Origin of the sequence: Streptosporangium saharense (assembly GCF_014203715.1) — a bacterium.
In the GTDB taxonomy this organism is placed as follows: Bacteria; Actinomycetota; Actinomycetes; order Streptosporangiales; family Streptosporangiaceae; genus Streptosporangium; species Streptosporangium saharense.
The window spans coordinates 563019-578836 of the sequence record NZ_JACHJP010000003.1; the positions used below are offsets into that span (position 1 = coordinate 563019).

Annotated in this window: 15 protein-coding genes; 9 read left to right on the top strand and 6 right to left on the bottom strand. The window is 72.7% G+C overall.

Translation table 11 applies throughout. The features are described 5' to 3' along the window. Position 1 precedes the first annotated feature (1 nt). Positions 2-940, bottom strand: coding sequence for a pseudouridine-5'-phosphate glycosidase (locus tag FHS44_RS18535; RefSeq protein ID WP_184716233.1), 939 nt, complete (start codon positions 938-940; stop codon positions 2-4). 117 nt (positions 941-1057) lie between these two features. After that, on the bottom strand, positions 1058-2062 hold the full coding sequence (locus FHS44_RS18540) for a YeiH family protein (RefSeq protein ID WP_221460941.1): 1005 nt from the start codon (positions 2060-2062) through the stop codon (positions 1058-1060). A 70-nt stretch (positions 2063-2132) separates the two neighbouring features. Here FHS44_RS18540 and FHS44_RS18545 point away from each other — a divergent pair, with 70 nt between their 5' ends. Both FHS44_RS18545 and FHS44_RS18550 read left to right on the top strand, forming a co-directional pair. After that, on the top strand, positions 2133-3029 hold the full coding sequence (locus FHS44_RS18545; RefSeq protein WP_184716235.1) for a LysR family transcriptional regulator: 897 nt from the start codon (positions 2133-2135) through the stop codon (positions 3027-3029). A gap of 141 nt (positions 3030-3170) precedes the next feature. Then, the gene (locus tag FHS44_RS18550; protein ID WP_184716237.1) at positions 3171-4685 is read left to right on the top strand and encodes a phytoene desaturase family protein; all 1515 of its coding nucleotides are present in this window, start codon (positions 3171-3173) and stop codon (positions 4683-4685) included. 4 nt (positions 4686-4689) lie between these two features. On the opposite strand, the gene FHS44_RS18555 is transcribed toward FHS44_RS18550, so the two are convergent. After that, a complete protein-coding gene (locus FHS44_RS18555; protein WP_184716239.1) occupies positions 4690-5247 on the bottom strand; it encodes a TetR/AcrR family transcriptional regulator in 558 nt (185 codons plus the stop codon). Positions 5248-5343: 96 nt separating this feature from the next. Between FHS44_RS18555 and FHS44_RS18560 the strand changes: the two genes are divergently transcribed. The 6 genes from FHS44_RS18560 to FHS44_RS18585 all read left to right on the top strand — a co-directional run bounded on the left by FHS44_RS18560 (position 5344) and on the right by FHS44_RS18585 (position 12752). Further along, entirely contained in the window at positions 5344-6558 is a 1215-nt protein-coding gene (locus tag FHS44_RS18560; RefSeq protein WP_184716241.1) for a cytochrome P450, read from the top strand. A 44-nt stretch (positions 6559-6602) separates the two neighbouring features. Further along, positions 6603-7307: a response regulator transcription factor gene (locus FHS44_RS18565; RefSeq protein WP_184716244.1), complete on the top strand. Its 705-nt coding sequence runs from the start codon at positions 6603-6605 to the stop codon at positions 7305-7307. Between the two features lie 3 nt (positions 7308-7310). Beyond that, complete coding sequence (locus tag FHS44_RS18570; protein WP_184716246.1) at positions 7311-8666, top strand: sensor histidine kinase; 1356 nt, start codon at positions 7311-7313, stop codon at positions 8664-8666. Between the two features lie 179 nt (positions 8667-8845). Further along, positions 8846-10033 (top strand): bifunctional glycosyltransferase family 2/GtrA family protein, encoded by a 1188-nt coding sequence (locus FHS44_RS18575; RefSeq protein WP_184716247.1) that lies wholly within the window; start codon positions 8846-8848, stop codon positions 10031-10033. Further along, positions 10030-12021, top strand: coding sequence for a mannosyltransferase YkcB-related protein (locus tag FHS44_RS18580; RefSeq protein WP_184716249.1), 1992 nt, complete (start codon positions 10030-10032; stop codon positions 12019-12021). The genes FHS44_RS18575 and FHS44_RS18580 overlap by 4 nt, the downstream gene beginning before the upstream one ends. A gap of 74 nt (positions 12022-12095) precedes the next feature. Further along, positions 12096-12752 (top strand): TetR/AcrR family transcriptional regulator, encoded by a 657-nt coding sequence (locus tag FHS44_RS18585; RefSeq protein WP_184716251.1) that lies wholly within the window; start codon positions 12096-12098, stop codon positions 12750-12752. Positions 12753-12764: 12 nt separating this feature from the next. Here the strand turns inward: FHS44_RS18585 and FHS44_RS18590 are convergent, their stop codons facing one another. Further along, on the bottom strand, positions 12765-14108 hold the full coding sequence (locus tag FHS44_RS18590; RefSeq protein WP_184716253.1) for an FAD-binding oxidoreductase: 1344 nt from the start codon (positions 14106-14108) through the stop codon (positions 12765-12767). A 186-nt stretch (positions 14109-14294) separates the two neighbouring features. Between FHS44_RS18590 and FHS44_RS18595 the strand changes: the two genes are divergently transcribed. Continuing rightward, complete coding sequence (locus tag FHS44_RS18595) at positions 14295-14612, top strand: hypothetical protein (protein ID WP_184716255.1); 318 nt, start codon at positions 14295-14297, stop codon at positions 14610-14612. Between the two features lie 17 nt (positions 14613-14629). On the opposite strand, the gene FHS44_RS18600 is transcribed toward FHS44_RS18595, so the two are convergent. Continuing rightward, the gene (locus FHS44_RS18600; RefSeq protein WP_184716257.1) at positions 14630-14890 is read right to left on the bottom strand and encodes a hypothetical protein; all 261 of its coding nucleotides are present in this window, start codon (positions 14888-14890) and stop codon (positions 14630-14632) included. Between the two features lie 66 nt (positions 14891-14956). Further along, positions 14957-15808 carry a helix-turn-helix domain-containing protein gene (locus FHS44_RS18605; protein WP_184716259.1) on the bottom strand — a complete coding sequence of 284 codons (852 nt, stop codon included), beginning with the start codon at positions 15806-15808 and terminating at the stop codon, positions 14957-14959. Positions 15809-15818: the final 10 nt, after the last annotated feature.

Sequence of the window (15818 nt, forward strand, 5' to 3'; positions counted from 1 at the left end):
CTCAGTTTCCCCGGCTCCAGGCCGCCGCGATCCGGCCCGCGAGGCGGACGTTGCCGCGCACCGCGGCCAGGTTCGCCTCAAGCGAGGCGCCGCCCGTCCCCCTGACCAGGTAGTCCAGCAGGAACGGGGTGATGGCCTGCCCGCTCACCCCCCGCTGCCGCGCCGCGGCCAGGGCCTCGGCCAGGACCCGGTCGTGCAGGGCGGGGTCGAGCTGCTCGTCGAGCGGGACCGGGTTGGCCACGATCAGCGCGGACTCGGGCCCGCCGAACGCGTCCTGGTTCCGCATGATGTGCGCCACCTGCTCGGCCGTCTCGACACGCCAGTCCACGGGCTGTCCCGAGGTGTGCAGGTAGAAGCCGGGGAACTCGTCGGTGCGGAAGCCCGCGACGGTGACGCCCTTGGTCTCCAGGCGCTGCAGGGTGGCGGGCACGTCCAGGATCGACTTCACGCCCGCGCAGACGACGGTGACGCGGGTACGGCTCAGCGTGTCGAGGTCGGCCGACTCGTCCTGGGTCTCGGTCCACTCCCGGTGCACCCCGCCGAGCCCGCCGGTCGCGAAGACGCGGATGCCCGCCCGCGCGGCCAGGAAGGAGGTCGCCGAGACCGTCGTCGCGCCGCTCGCGCCGAGCGCCGCGGCGGCCGCCAGGTCGCGGAAGCCGAGCTTGCGCAGGCCGGACTCGGTGGCGATCCGCTTGAGGTCGTCCTCGTCCAGGCCGATCCGCGCCACGCCGTCGAGCACCGCGATCGTCGCGGGCACGGCCCCGGCCTCCCGGACGAGTCCCTCAAGCTCCCGCGCGACCTCCAGGTTGCGGGGCTGGGGCAGGCCGTGCGAGATGATCGTGGACTCCAGCGCCACGACCGGGGCGCCCTGCGCCAGTGCCTCGGCCACCTCGTCGGACGGGCGGAGCACGCTGTCGATGGGCTGCTCGGTGGTACGCATGAGCGGGTTCTGTCTCCTCGTCCTGCCCGGATGGCTGCTCGGCGGAACCGGGTAAAGAAGCTGCTTGTTCCAGAAAGAGCACGTTACGGGGGATACCGGATGACGTCTACCGGGAGATCAGCCGATGGCGAGGACCCCGATCAGTGAGATAGCGCCGATGACAGCGGTCGCCAGCCCGCCGAGGGCCAGGGAACGGCCGCCGCGCGCCAGCGCCCTGAGGTCCACCCCCGTCCCCAGCGCGAAGAGCGCCGCCGCCAGCGAGAGAGACGTCACCTGGGGGACGATCTCGACGACCGTGTCGGGCACGACCCCCAGGCTCCTGACCGCGACCGCCGCCAGGAAGCCCAGCACGAACAGCGGCACCAGCGGCGGGCGCCTGCCCCCGCTCCGGCGCAGGGTGAGGGAGGTGAACGCGACCATCGGGGCCAGCAGCGCGACCCTGGCCAGCTTGACCACGACCGCACACGCCAGCACACCCGCCCCGGCCGCCGCGCCGACGGCCGCGACCTGCGCGACCTCGTGCACCGACGCGCCCGCCCACAGCCCCAGCTGGTACGGCGAGAGCCCGGCGAGGCGCGCGAGCACGGGAAGCACGACGAGGGCCGCGCTGCCGTACAGGACGACGACGCCGACGGCGCCCGCCACATCGTCGTCGTCGCTGTCGGCGACCTCGTGCATGGCGGCGATCGCCGCGGCCCCGCAGACCGAGACGCCGGTGGCGATCAGCAGTGACCTGCGCGGGCTCACCCCGATCCGCGGGCCGATCCAGCGGGTGAGGACGAACGCGCAGCCGGTCGAGACGGCGATCAGGGCCAGGGGCCGCCAGCCGAGCGCCAGCACCTCGGGCAGCGCGACCTGCAGCCCGAGCACCACGATCGCCAGGCGGAGCAGCCTGCGGGAGGCGAAACGCAGACCGGCGCCGAGTACGGCGGGCAGCCTGGTGAGGCTGCCCAGCGCGACCCCGAGCACGACCGCGACCACGGCCGCGCTCACCCCGGGCAGCGCGCGGCCCACCCACTGGGAGACGGCCACCGCGAGCGCCGTCAGGGCAAGCCCCGGCAGGAGCCCCAGGGCCGGAACCCCGGTGGGGAGGGAGACGGTCCGGAGCGGGAAGAGCGTCATGTTCCGAGTCTCGAAGCGGACAGGGGTGGCCGGTAGTCATGGTCTTCCTGGAAGGTCATAGCCTAGGGCTATGAGTGATCTGCCCGACCTGGAGTCCCTCCGGCTGCTCGTCGACGTCGAGCGCCTGGGCAGTCTCGGCCAGGCGGCCAGGGCGGCGGGCATCGCCCAGCCGTCGGCCAGCAAGCGGATCATGCTGCTGGAGCGCCGTCTCGGGCTGCCCCTACTCGAACGCACCCCGCGCGGCTCCACGCTCACCCCGCAGGGCGTGATGATCGCGGCCTGGGCGTCGCAGGTGCTGGCCGCCGCCGAGGAGCTCATGCGGGGCGCGCGGGCCGTACGGCACGGCAGGGAGGCGCATCTGCGCATCGCGGCGAGCATGACCGTGGCCGAGTACCTCCTGCCGCGCTGGCTCGGGGAGCTGCAGAGCCGCGAGCCCCAGGTGCAGGTCGGCCTGGATGTGCAGAACTCGGCGGAGGTGGCCAGGCTCGTCGGCGCGGGCATCGAGCTCGGCTTCGTCGAAGGACCCTCGGTGCCGCAGGGGCTGGCCTCCCGGGTGGTGGCGACCGACAGGCTCGTCGTCGTGGTCGCCCCCGGCCACCCGTGGGCGCGGCGCCGTACGGCGTTGCTGGCGGCTGAGCTGGCGGCGACGGCGCTGGTCGTCAGGGAGCGGGGGTCGGGGACCAGGGAGACCCTGGACCGCGCGCTGGCCGGGCACGAGGTGGCCGCGCCCCGGCTCGAACTCGGCTCGAACGCCGCCGTCAAGGGAGCGGCCGGGGAGGGGGCGGCTCCCGCGGTGCTCAGCGGCTACGCCGTGGAGGGGGAGCTGGCCACCGGGCGGCTGATCGAGGTCGCGACGAAGGGCATCGACCTCGAACGCCGGTTGCGGGCGATCTGGCGGCGGGGCCGTACGCCGACGGGGCCCGCGGCGACGCTGCTGCGGATCAGCCTGGCCACGGCACGGGAGTGAGCTCCTGGAGGAAACCGTCTTTTTCGCTATATGGTGCGGAACAGGGATCAGACGTCCTCTGTCCTGAGCCGCACGGGCGGACCCGGTCTCCGGGACGGGGTCGCCTCCGCCAACCGGCCCGCCGACACCCCGGGATGCCCCATGCTCCGTTCCCGTCATGACGTCGTGATCGTGGGAGGCGGCCACAACGGCCTGGTCGCCGCCGCCTACCTCGCCCGTGCCGGACGCCGCGTCCTGGTGCTCGAACGCCTGGACCACGTGGGCGGCCTGGCGGTCTCCGCCCGGGTCTTCCCCGGCGTGGACGCCCGGCTCTCGCGCTACTCCTATCTCGTCAGCCTGCTGCCGGGGAAGATCGTCGCCGACCTCGGGTTGGGGATCGAGCTGCGCGGGCGCAGGCACGCCTCCTACACCCCGGTCGGGGAGAGCGGCCTGCTGGTCGACAACGACGACGAGGGCCGCACCGCCGACTCCTTCGCCAGGGTCACCGGCGGCCCCGCCGACTTCGAGGCCTGGCGGCGCTTCTACGCCATGACCGCCCACGTGGCCGGACGGGTCGCCCCGACCCTGCTGCGGCCCCTCGTGGACCGCGCCGCGATGCGGGACCTGGTGGGCGCCGAGGCCTGGCGCGACCTGTTCGAACGGCCCGTCGGCGAGGTCGTCGGCGAGCGGTTCGCCCACGACGCCGTCCGCGGCACCGTGCTCACCGACGCCCTGATCGGCACCTTCGCCGACCCTTACGACCCTGATCTGCTGGCCAACCGCTGCCTGCTCTACCACGTGATCGGCGACGGCACCGGCGCGTGGAACGTCCCGGTCGGCGGCATGGGCGCGGTGACCGGGGCCCTGGCGGACGCCGCCCGCGCGGCCGGGGCCGAGATCCTGACCGGCGCCGAGGCCGTGGCCGTCGATCCCTCGGGGGAGGTCGTCTTCCGCGACGCGGCGGGGGAGCACACGGTCACCGGGGAGCGGGTGCTGGCCAACGTGCCGCCCGCCGTACTGGAACGGCTGCTCGGGCGGGAGGCGCCCACGCCGGAGGGCGCCCAGCTCAAGGTCAACATGGTGCTGGCGCGGCTGCCCCGGCTCAGGGACCCGCTGGTCGAACCGGCCGAGGCGTTCGCGGGCACCTTCCACATCAACGAGGGCCGCGACCAACTCGCCCTCGCCCACGCCGAGGCCGCCGCGGGACGCGTCCCCACGCTGCCCCCGGCCGAGGTCTACTGCCACTCGCTGACCGACCCGTCCATCCTCGGCGCCGACCTGCGGGCGCGGGGAGCGCACACGATGACCCTGTTCGGGCTGCACATGCCCGCCAGGCTGTTCCGCGCCGACCCGGACGGTGCCCGCGAGGCCGCGCTGCGGGCCACCCTCGCCTCGATGAACACCGTGCTGGCCGAGCCGGTCGAGGACTGCCTGCTGCGCGACCGGGACGGCGCCCCGTGCCTTGAGGTGAGGACGCCGGTGGACCTGGAGACCGAGGCGGGGCTGCCCGGCGGGCACATCTTCCACCGCGACCTGTCCTGGCCGTACGGCGAGGCGGGCCGCTGGGGCGTCGAGACCGGGCACGAACGAATCCTGCTGTGCGGCGCCGGGGCCACGCGCGGCGGCGGGGTCAGCGGCATCCCCGGCCACAACGCCGCGATGGCGCTGCTGACTTAAAGACTTAGCCGCCGAGGGCGAGCCGTACCGCGACCGTCATCGCCGCCTGGGCCCGCTCCTCGTCGGACAGGTCGAGGCCCAGCAGGGCCGGGGCGTTGCCGAGGATGAGCGCGATCACCGCGAGCCTGGCCTCGAACTGCCTGACCGGTGGGTCCCCGGGGCGCGCCAGCACCGAGACGATCCGCATCATGCGGTGCCGCATCTCCTCCCCGGCCGGGAACTCGGACATGACGGCCTGGTTGACCTGGGCGAACCTGATGAGGGGGCGCCACTGGTCGTCGAGAAGTGAGGCGATCCTGTCCAGGATCGCCCTGCGGGCCTCGTCCGTCGGCGGCTGGGCGTCCGCCCACTCGGCGAGCTCGTCGATCGAGCTGTTCAGGTCGCCGACGATGCCGTTGAGGATGTCCTCCTTGGCCTTGAAGTGGTAGTAGAGCGCGGGCCTGGTGATCTCCAGCCGCTCGGCGACCTCCCGCAGCGAGGTCTTCTCGTAGCCCCGCTCGGCGAACAACTCCAGCGCCACCTGCTGGATCCGCTGCCTCGTATCGCCACGCCGAGCACCCATCGCCTCCGCCGTTCCTGTCCGCGCTTGACGGGCCGATCCCGTTAACTTACTTTCATGTAAGTAAGTGGAAATGTCCGGCCTGTGAGGAGCAACCCTATGGCTCAGAGCTTTCCCCTTCCCCGTGGCTGCCCGTACGCGCCCCCCGAGGAGTACGGGCGGCTGCGGGAGGAGGCGCCGCTGGTCAGGGCGCAGTTGCCCAGAGGCGAGGTCTGGCTGGTGACCCGGCACGCCGAGGCCCAGCGGGTGCTCACCGACCCCGGGATCAGCACCGATCCGGCGACCCCGGGCCACCCCATGGCCGCCTTCACCGAAAGGCCGCCCACCCCGGAGGAGCAGGAGGTCCGCAGGAGGTTCCAGGTCGGCCAGTTCATCGACATGGACCCGCCGGAGCACGGCGTCTACCGGCGGATGCTCATCCCCGAGTTCACCGTGCGGCGGATCAGGGAGATGCGCCCGGCCATCCAGGAGGCGACCGACCGGCTCATCGACGACATGGTCGAGGCGGGGCCGTCCGCCGACCTCGTCGAGGCGTTCGGGCTGGCGCTGCCCTCGCTGGTGATCTGCGAGCTTCTCGGCGTCCCCTACGCCGACCACGACTTCTTCCAGTCCAGGACCCGCATGATGATCGACGCGGGGGCGGGCGGAGAGAGCGCGGTGACCGCGGCGACGGAGATCAGGAACTACCTCGACGGGCTGGTCACCGAGGCGGAGCGCGAGCCCCGTGACGACCTCATCGGGCGGCTGGTCCTCGCCCGCAGGGAGACCGGGGAGCTGACCCACGACGCACTGGTCGGCATGGTCTTCCTGCTGCTCGTCGCCGGGCACGAGACGACCGCGAACATGATCCCGCTGGGCGTGCACGCCCTGCTGCGCCACCCCGACCAGCTCGACGCCCTGCGCGCCGACCCCGAAGGCTGGCCGCTGGCGGTCGAGGAACTGCTCAGGTACCACTCGATCGTGGACTGGATCGCCTTCGACCGGGTCGCGACCCAGGACATGGAGATCGGCGGCCAGGCCGTACGGGCCGGGGAGGGCATGTTCGTCCTGGGGGCGTCGGCCAACCGCGACCCCCGGGTCTTCGACGACCCCGACACCCTCGACGTGGGCCGGGGTGCCCGCAACCACCTGGCCTTCGGGTACGGCGTCCACCAGTGCCTCGGGCAGAACCTCGCCCGCGCCGAGCTGGAGATCGCCTACCGCACGCTCTTCGAGCGCCTGCCGAACCTGCGGGTCGTGGGCGAGGACGACGAGCTGCCGTTCCGGTACGACGGGGTGATCTACGGGCTGGCCGCGCTCCCCGTGACGTGGTGAGCGCGTTCATGAGGCTCTCATGAGAGCCGTCTACCGTTGTGGGCATGGGTGACGGTGAGGCGGCGCGGGTGCTGGTCGTTGACGACGAGCCCGCGCTGCGGGAGGCGCTGCAGAGCAGCCTGGAGTTCGAGGGCTACCGGGTCGGCCTGGCCCAGGACGGGCAGACCGCGCTCGACGTCCTGCGGCGGGAGCAGTACGAGCTGGTGCTGCTCGACGTGATGATGCCCAGGCTCGACGGGCTGACCGCCTGCCGCAGGCTCAGGGCGGCGGGCAACCACGTGCCGGTGCTCATGCTCACCGCCCGCGACGCCGTGGGCGACCGGGTCTCCGGGCTGGACGCCGGGGCCGACGACTACCTGGTCAAGCCGTTCGAGCTGGACGAGCTGCTGGCCAGGGTCAGGGCGCTGCTGCGGCGCGGGGCCCTGGCCGCCTCCGCCACGAGCGACGAGGCCGTGCTCGTCTACGGCGACCTGCGGATGGATACCGCGAGCCGGGAGGTGACCAGGGCCGGGGAGCCGCTCGAACTGACCAGGACCGAGTACCTCCTGCTCGAACTGTTCATGCTCCACCCCCGCCAGGTGCTCACCCGCGAGCAGATCCTCAGCCAGGTCTGGGGCTTCGACTTCGAGCCGACCTCCAACTCCCTCGACGTCTACGTCATGTACCTGCGCCGCAAGACCGAGAGCGCCGGGCTGCCGCGCGTGATCCACACCGTGCGTGGCGTCGGCTACGTGCTGCGGGCCTCCTGAGCCGTGACGAGGAAACGCCGTTCCCTGCGCTCCCGGCTCACCCTGCTGGTGGCGACGGCGGTCGCGGTGGCGATCGCGGTGTGCGCGGCCGTGTGCTGGTTCATCGTCAGGTCCGAGCTGCTCGACCAGATGGAACGCTCCCTGGGCGGCCCCAAGGGCCCCCTGGGCAACGAGTGGATCGCGCGCAACTGCCCGCGAGCCCCGTCCGAGCACCAGCCGCCCTTCCCCCGCTTCCAGCTCCTGCAGGCGATCGACACCGGTGGCACCCGGTGCGTCATGGGCTACACCGGGGTACGGCTGGTGCCCGACGACCGCGCCGTGGCGAGCGCCCCCGAGGGCGTGCAGCGCTTCCGCGACGGCGTGACGGACGACGGCGCCCCGGTCCTGGTGCTCGTCAGGAGCGTCGGCTCGGGGCTGGCGGTGATGGAGTCACGGCCGCTCGCCGAGTTCCAGTCCACCCTCACCACGCTCGCCTGGATCCTGGCCGGGGTCGCCGCGCTCGGCGTGGTCGGCGCGGCCTCCGCGGGTTTGCTCATCTCCCGTACGGCGCTGCGCCCGGTCGGCCGTCTCGCCGAGGCCGTCGAGCACGTCGCCAGGACGGAGGACCTGGGGACCCGCATCCCGGTCGAGGGGACCGACGAGATCGCCAGCCTCGGCGCCTCCTTCAACGCGATGACCACGGCCCTGGCCGCCTCCCGCGAGCGGCAGCGCAGGCTCGTCGCCGACGCCGGGCACGAACTGCGCACCCCGCTGACCAGCCTGCGCACCAACATCGACCTGCTGCTGCGCAGCGAGAACACCGGTCGCCCGCTCGGCGCCGCCCCCAAGCGCAGGCTGCTGGCCAGCCTCAAGGCGCAGTTCGAGGAGATGTCCACGCTGGTGGGGGACCTGCTGCAACTGTCGCGTTCGGAGAGCGAGCACGAGCCGCACGTCGAGGTCGCCTTCCACGAGGTGGTCGAGACCGCCGTGCGCAGGGCCAGGCTGCGGGCCCAGGAGAGCCCGATCCGGGTCGAGCTGGAGCCGTGGTACGTCCGGGGGGACCAGGCCGCCCTTGAGCGCGCCGTGGTCAACCTGCTCGACAACGCGGTGAAGTTCTCCGAGGGCCCCGTTCTGGTACGGCTCGCGGCGGGGGAGCTGACCGTCAGGGACCACGGCCCCGGCATCGCGGGGGAGGAGCTGCCCTACGTCTTCGACCGGTTCTGGCGCTCCTCGTCGGCCAGGAGCATGCCGGGCTCCGGGCTGGGACTTGCCATCGTGGCGCAGGCCGTACGGGACGCGGGGGGAGAGGTCGCGCTGGAGAACGCCGAGGGCGGGGGCGTCCTGGCGCGGGTACGGCTCCCCGGCTCCAATCTGTCCTGAAATTTCCCGAAATGTCCTAGGAAAAGGGCCTGGTCTGAAGGGACCGCCTGCCCGTTGACTCGGGGCGCCGGTTTTCTCACCGGTCGTTAACGAACGGCTCAGGATCACCCAAGGTCACCCGATGAGCCTTGAGGCATGAGAGATCCGAGTCGTCGCCCGTGGGAGGCAGCGTGAAGCAGATGACCGCGTCCGTGCGCACCCGGCTGGTCGAGATCGTCGTCCCCGTGTACAACGAGCAGCGGGTGCTCGCCGAGAGCGTGCGCCGCCTGCACGCCTACCTGTCGGGGACCTTCCCCTACGGCTTCCGCATCACGGTCGCCGACAACGCCAGCACCGACGACACCTGGCGGATCGCCACGGACCTGAGCCGCGAGCTGTCCCACGTGCACGCCGTACACCTGGACGCCAAGGGGCGCGGGCGGGCGCTGCGCAGGGTGTGGTCGGCCAGCGACGCCGACGTGGTCGCCTACATGGACGTCGATCTCTCGACCGACCTGGACGCCTTCCTGCCGCTGGTCGCCCCGCTGCTGTCCGGCCACAGCGACCTGGCGATCGGCAGCCGCCTGTCCCGGGGCGCGAACGTCGTCAGGGGCCCCAAGCGGGAGATCATCTCGCGGACCTACAACCTGCTGCTGCGCTCGGCCATGGGCGCCCGCTTCTCCGACGCCCAGTGCGGGTTCAAGGCGGCCCGCACCGAGATCGTCCAGGCGCTGCTGCCCGCCGTCGAGGACGAGGAGTGGTTCTTCGACACCGAACTGCTCCTGCTGGCCGAACGGCACGGCCTGCGCATCCACGAGGTGCCCGTGGACTGGGTTGACGACCCCGACAGCCGGGTGGACATCCTCAGGACCGTCCTGGACGACCTCAGGGGGATGGCCAGGGTCACCCGCAAGACCCTGTCCGGCGCCGCGAGGATCCCGGTGCCGCCGAGGGTCCAGCGGGCCCAGCTCCCCACCGGCATGGCCAGGCAGCTGCCCAGCTTCGCGGTGATCGGCGCGGTCAGCACCCTGGCCCACCTCGGGCTGTTCGTCCTGCTGCGGCTGGTGATGCCCGCGGTGGCCGCCAACGCCGTCGCCCTGTTCGTCACCGCCGTGGCCAACACCGCGGCCAACCGCCGCTTCACCTTCGGCGTCACCGGCCGCACCGGCGCCCTGCGCCACCAGGTCCAGGGCGGCGTCGCCTTCCTGATCGGCCTGCTGCTGAGCACCGGAGGGCTGGCCCTGCTGCACCGGCTCGCGCCCGGCGCCCCGGCCGTGGCGGAGGTCACCGCGGTCGTCGTGGCCAACGCCCTGGCCACCCTCGTCCGCTTCCTGCTGCTGCGCACCTGGGTCTTCGGCCCGCGCCGCACGAAGGGGGCGGGCCGATGACCGTCACGGAGAACGAGGCCCCCGCGCAGGCACCCGCCGCCCGGATCGGGAGAGCGCGCCGGACGCTGCTGGGTGCCCCCGGCGACCCCCGGTGGGCGCGTCCCGCCCTGTGGGCGGTCCTGGCGCTGGCCGCCGTGCTGCACGGGTGGGCGCTCGGCCGCAACGGCTACGCCAATTCCTACTACTCGGCGGCCGTGCTGTCCGGCACCCAGAGCTGGAAGGCGTTCTTCTTCGGCGCCCTGGACGCCGGGTCGTACATCACCGTCGACAAGCCGCCCCTCGCGCTGTGGGTGATGGGGATCTCCGCGCGGATCTTCGGGTTCGGGACCTGGAGCGTGCTGCTGCCCCAGGCCGTCGCGGGCGTCGCCGCCGTCGGCGTGACGCACTCGGCCGTACGGCGCGCCCTGCCCGGCACGCCGGGCCACGCCGCCGCGCTGCTCGCGGCGCTGGTGCTGACGCTGACCCCGATCACCGTGGCTATCAACCGGGACAACAACCCCGACACCGTCCTGGTGCTGCTGCTCGTGCTCGCGGCCTGGTGCTGCCAGGAGGCCATCCGCACGGGCCGCACACGCACCCTCGTCCTGTCGGCCGTGTTCGTCGGCCTGGCCTTCAACACCAAGATGCTCCAGGCCTACCTGGTGCTGCCCGCCTTCGCCCTGGTCTACCTGGCCATGGCCCCGGGCACGGTGGCGCGCCGCCTCGGTCGTCTGCTCGCGGCGGGGGCCGCCCTGGTGGTCTCCAGCGCCTGGTGGATGGTGGTCGTGGACCTGTGGCCCGCCGCCGACCGTCCCTACATCGGCGGCAGCACGGACAACTCCGTCTGGGACCTGGTCGTCGGCTACAACGGCCTCGGCCGCGTCCTCGGGCAGAACTACGCCGGGGGCGGCGGCAGCGGCGGCGGCTTCGGTGGGGGAGCGGGCTTCGGCGGCGAGTCCGGGGCGGGACGCCTGTTCAACGACGTCATGGCCGGGCAGATCTCCTGGCTGCTGCCCTTCGCCGCCGTCGCCCTGGTCGCCGGGCTCGCGCTCACCACCCGGCCCTCCCTGCGCCAGACCCGGGTGGCGCTGCTGCTGTGGGGCGGCTGGCTCGCGGTCCACTACCTGGTGTTCAGCTTCTCCAGCGGCACCTTCCACCCCTACTACTCGACCGCCATGGCTCCCGCGGTCGCGGCGCTGACCGGGCTGGGCGGGGTGCTGACGTGGTACGCCCACCGGACCTGGCGGCGCTGGGCCTGGGTGCTGCCGGTGGCCCTGGCCGTCACCGGGGCGTGGGCGTTCACGGTGCTGCGCCGAACGCCGGACTTCGTGCCCTGGCTGGCCTGGGCGGTGGCCGGGGTGACCGTGGTCGCGGTGACGGCCCTGCTGGTATCGGGGCTGGTATCGGGGCTCCTCGCCAGGCGGTTGGCGGTGGTCGCCGTGGTCGCGGCGCTGCTGGCCGGGCTGGCGGGGCCGACGGCGTACGCGCTGACCCCGCTCGGCTCCGCGGTCAACGGCACCAACCCCACCGCGGGCCCCCAGACGGGCGGCTTCGGCGGGATGCGCGGTGGCTTCCCGTCGGGGGAGCGTCCCTCGGGGGAGCGTCCCGAGGACTTCTCCGGTGGCCGGGGTGGTTTCCCCGGCGGGCCCGGAGGCGGGATGAGCGAGCAGATGGTCGCCTACCTGAGGAAGAACATGGGTGGCGCGACCTGGCTCGCCGCGGTGGGCAGCGCGCAGAGCGCCTCCTCGGTCATCCTGTCCACCGGCCTGCCGGTCATGGCCATGGGCGGCTTCACCGGAAGCGACCCGGCCATGACGGTCGAGCGGCTCCAGGCGCTGGTCGCCTCCGGGGAGCTGCGCTACGTGATCCCCGGCGGCGGCAGAGGCGGCCCCGACGGGGGCGGCTCCGAGGTCACCGCGTGGGTGAGCGCCAACTGCGCGGCCGTCGCCCCCACCGAGTACGGCGGGAGCACCGAGGGCGGCCAGTCGCTCTACCGCTGCGGGGACTGAGCCTCCGGGGCCCCTTGACTGAACGGCTAGTCAGTAGTAGGGGCCCCGGTGTCGCGCTGCTGTAGTCTTGCGCAGTGCAGAGCGGAGGAGGGGCGCGCGGCAGCCGCGCGGACCAGGCCGACCAACGCCGGGCCGAGCTTCTCGAGGCCGCCCGGCGAGTGGTGCTGGAGCGTGGACTGGCCAGCACCCGCGTCGCGGACATCGCCAAGGCCACCAACGTGAGCGGCGGGCTGATCCACTATCACTTCGCCACCAAGGACGACCTCATCACCGAGATGCTCCGCAGCACCAGCGGCTCGGAGATCCAGCGGCTGAGGGAGATCGCGGCGGAGCCGGGCGGCGCCGTCGAGCGGCTCGACCGGGTCCTGCGGTTCTACATCCCGGCCTCCCGCTCCGACCAGAGCTGGATCCTCTGGCTCGACGCCTGGGCCGTCGGGGTGCGCGAGGCGCACGTCAGGACCATCCTGCTTGAGCTTGAGGGCGCCTGGATCGAGATCCTCGCCGAGGTGATCTCACAGGGCGCCGCGACGGGCGAGTTCACCTGCGACGACCCCCAGGGGGCGGCCGAGCGGATCGACGGGATGCTCGACGGCCTGGTGGTCCGCTACACCCTGCACGCGGGCGGCATGTCCCGTGGCAGGCTGCTGCACCACGCCAGGGTCGCCGCCGCCCGCGAGGTCGGCCTGGCCGTGGCCGTCTTCGAGGACCAGTCGCCCGCCCCCGAGGACTGACCCGCACCGCGCTCAGCCGAGGACCGGATAGTTGGCGCGCAGGACACCCCGGGGGTCACGAGCCCGCTTGACCTCACGCAGCCGCGCCAGGACGTCCCCGGGGAAGGCCGCCGCCGCGCTCTCCCCGACCCCCAGGAAGGTGTACGGCTTGCGCCCGCTGGTGTACGGCACCAGCGCCCCCGCGATCTCCTTCACCCTGGTCCCCAGGGCGGCCACGGCCTCGGGGCCGGGGGCGATGCCGACCGTGTAGAGCGAGTAGGGCTCCGTCAGGTGGCCGCAGGCCCCGCCGTCCGGCACGGGACGGGCCAGCGCGCCGCCCAGGTGCCGGATCTGCAGGCTGAGCAGCGGGGCGATGGGCTCCGACAGCAGCGTCTCCGCCACCGCGTCGTCCAGACCGGTCAGCAGCTCCGCGTGCCCGACGACGGGCCCCGGGTCCGACGGCTCCGCGCAGATGTCCCCGAGCGCGGCGACGGGCAGCATCCCCCGCGAGTCGGAGACGATCCCGCCGATCGCCTCGAAGCGGCGCAGCAGGTCACGGCCCTCGGCCGCCTGCCCGAGGAAGGTGACGTCGATCGCCACCAGGGACCTGCCACGCAGGTGCGGGGGCAGGAAGTCGAGCGGGGGGAAGTTCAGCAGCGTGAACCAGACGGAGAGTTCCTCGGGGGCCGAGGCGGTGACCTCCCCGAAGGCGGCGAGCACCTCACCCGCCCGCTCGACGGGCCACATCAGCCGCCCGCCGTACAGGTGGGGAGCCGGGTGCAGGTCGAACTCGACGGCCGTCACCAGCGCGAAGTCGCCGCCACCGCCGCGCAGCGCCCAGAACAGCTCGGGGTCGGAGCCCGCGTCCACCCTGAACGCCTCCCCCTCGGCGTCCACGACGTCGAAGGCGCGGACGGAGTCGGCCGCGTGCCCGTGGAGGCGGCTGAACCAGCTCAGCCCGCCACCGAGGGTGTAGCCGACCACGCTGGGCGCGGGGGAGCTGCCCGCCAGACCTGTCAGGCCGTACGGACTCACCGCGGACAGCACCTCACCCCACCGCACGCCCGCCCCGACCCTGGCGAGCCGCTCCCGGGCCCGAATCTCGACGCCGCCGAGCGCCCCGGTGCGCAGCAGGACCACTCCCTCGACGTCGCCGGTCGCGCCGTGGCCGCTGGGCTGGGCGGAGACTGTCAGCCCGGCCTGGCGGGCGTGCCGGGCCAGGGCGGCCACGTCGGCGGCGTCCCGCGCCTCGACCACGGCCAGGACGGGCTGGTCCACGGTCAGGTTCCACGCCGTCCTCGCCCGGTCGAAGCCCTCCTCGCCGGAGGCGAGCACCCGTCCCCTGACCACGCGCCGCAGGTCGTTCCCGATTGTCATGATCTTTCCTCTCGATCGATGCCCCCACCATGGCGTGACCGATTTGGAGGTGACTTGGGGTTGGTTTGAGGCCGACCCCAAGTCGGGATGGCCGGTTACGGACAGTTCCGTGGCACGACGCCGGAGGAACGGGGAGTAAGCGATGCTTGTGCCGCCGTTCAGGACGATCTCGAAGGGGAGGCGGGAGTGGAGGCCCTGCGGAGGCTGCGCATCAGGGGCACGCTGTCAGCGCTGGTGATCCTGGCGGCGGGGGTGACCGCCACCGCGACCTCGGCTGACACCCGGGCCGACGCGAGGGCCTGTGAGCCGTGGGCCCTGTGCGTCGGGACACCTTCCAAGGCTCCCGGCCGGCCCTGGACGATCAGGGACATCACCGGCGGCAGATGGTGCCTGTACGCGCGGCCTCAGGAGCGGACGGACCTCGCCGGGCTCCTCGGTGGCAGGGAGGGCAACCTCGAACGCTGGCTCAGGGACCGGGGTGCCGGGACGCCACGGCCCTGCTGACCGGGCCGAAGGAGCGGTCAGGCGGGCAGCGCGGCGAGCAGGAAGGCGAGCCGGGCGGCGGCGTCCTCGATGTTGTCGGTGCTGCCGAGCCGGTAGCCCCACGAGGTGATGAACCCGCCGTCCTGGGAGCAGGTCACGGTCTCGGCCAGCGTGCTGCTGAAGCGGTTGCGCACGGAGACGTAGGCGGGGTCGTCGAACGAGACCCGTTGCACGGCCAGATCGGCGTGCTGCCGCGCGGCAGCGGCGAACTTCTCAAGGCAAGACAGCGTGTCCAGCATCGTGCATCACCTCCGTCTCGACAGAGAATTGCACGATCTTGGGAGGTTAATCAAGCAATTGCGATGCTAATCCATAGATTGTTGTGTGAAATCCTCCAGAACCCTGACGATCACCGCCCTGGCGTCCTCCCTGAAGGACGCGGCCTGGTGGAACTCCTCGAAGCTGCGCTCGTAGAACGCGATGTCCTCGGGGTCGCGCAGGATCAGGTCACGGGTCCTGGTCGGCACCGCGACCTGCCCCCTGTCGTAGATCCAGAAGCCGTTGATCGGCGCCGCGGGCAGCGGGGCCTCGAAGGGCAGCACGCCGAACTCCACGTTCGGCAGCGCCGTGACCGCGAGCAGCCGGTCGAGCTGGCCGCACATCACCTCCGGCGGCGCCAGCCGGTAGCGCAGCGCGGCCTCGGACATGATGAACCGGAACTTCCTGCTCGGGTCGTAGAGGATCTCCTGGCGCCGCATCCGCACCCTGATGGCGGCGTCCACCTCGTCGGGGGCGTTGTAGAGGCGTTTGATCCTGGTGAAGACGCTGCGGGCGTACTCGGTCGTCTGCAGCAGGCCGATGATCACGCCGGGCTCGACGACCCTGAACGTCCTGGTCCGTGACTCCAGGTCGCGGATGTCCTCCTGGAGTGCGGCCAGGCCGCTGCGGTGGCGTTGCCGCCAGGAGTCCTGGCGCTCCATCAGGGCGCAGGCCTGCTCGACCAGTTCCTCGATCACCTCGGGGGTGGCCTCGACGGCCTGGCCCCAGAGGGTCACGTCGTCCTCGGTTGCCGTCTGGCGCGCGTTCTCGATGCGGGAGACCTTGGACGGCTGCCATCTCAGCCGCTCGGCCAGCTCCTTGCCGGACAGTTGCGCGGTCTCGCGCAACTGTCTGAGCCGGGCGCCCAGCTCGGTGCGGACCTGCTGGAACTCGCTCACCCGATCTCCT

Coding starts and splice junctions, on each gene's coding strand:
- FHS44_RS18535 (WP_184716233.1), bottom strand. CDS start 940: ATGCGTACCACCGAGCAGCCCATCGACAGCGTGCTCCGCCCGTCCGAC.
- FHS44_RS18540 (WP_221460941.1), bottom strand. CDS start 2,062: ATGACGCTCTTCCCGCTCCGGACCGTCTCCCTCCCCACCGGGGTTCCG.
- FHS44_RS18545 (WP_184716235.1), top strand. CDS start 2,133: ATGAGTGATCTGCCCGACCTGGAGTCCCTCCGGCTGCTCGTCGACGTC.
- FHS44_RS18550 (WP_184716237.1), top strand. CDS start 3,171: ATGCTCCGTTCCCGTCATGACGTCGTGATCGTGGGAGGCGGCCACAAC.
- FHS44_RS18555 (WP_184716239.1), bottom strand. CDS start 5,247: ATGGGTGCTCGGCGTGGCGATACGAGGCAGCGGATCCAGCAGGTGGCG.
- FHS44_RS18560 (WP_184716241.1), top strand. CDS start 5,344: ATGGCTCAGAGCTTTCCCCTTCCCCGTGGCTGCCCGTACGCGCCCCCC.
- FHS44_RS18565 (WP_184716244.1), top strand. CDS start 6,603: ATGGGTGACGGTGAGGCGGCGCGGGTGCTGGTCGTTGACGACGAGCCC.
- FHS44_RS18575 (WP_184716247.1), top strand. CDS start 8,846: ATGACCGCGTCCGTGCGCACCCGGCTGGTCGAGATCGTCGTCCCCGTG.
- FHS44_RS18580 (WP_184716249.1), top strand. CDS start 10,030: ATGACCGTCACGGAGAACGAGGCCCCCGCGCAGGCACCCGCCGCCCGG.
- FHS44_RS18590 (WP_184716253.1), bottom strand. CDS start 14,108: ATGACAATCGGGAACGACCTGCGGCGCGTGGTCAGGGGACGGGTGCTC.
- FHS44_RS18600 (WP_184716257.1), bottom strand. CDS start 14,890: ATGCTGGACACGCTGTCTTGCCTTGAGAAGTTCGCCGCTGCCGCGCGG.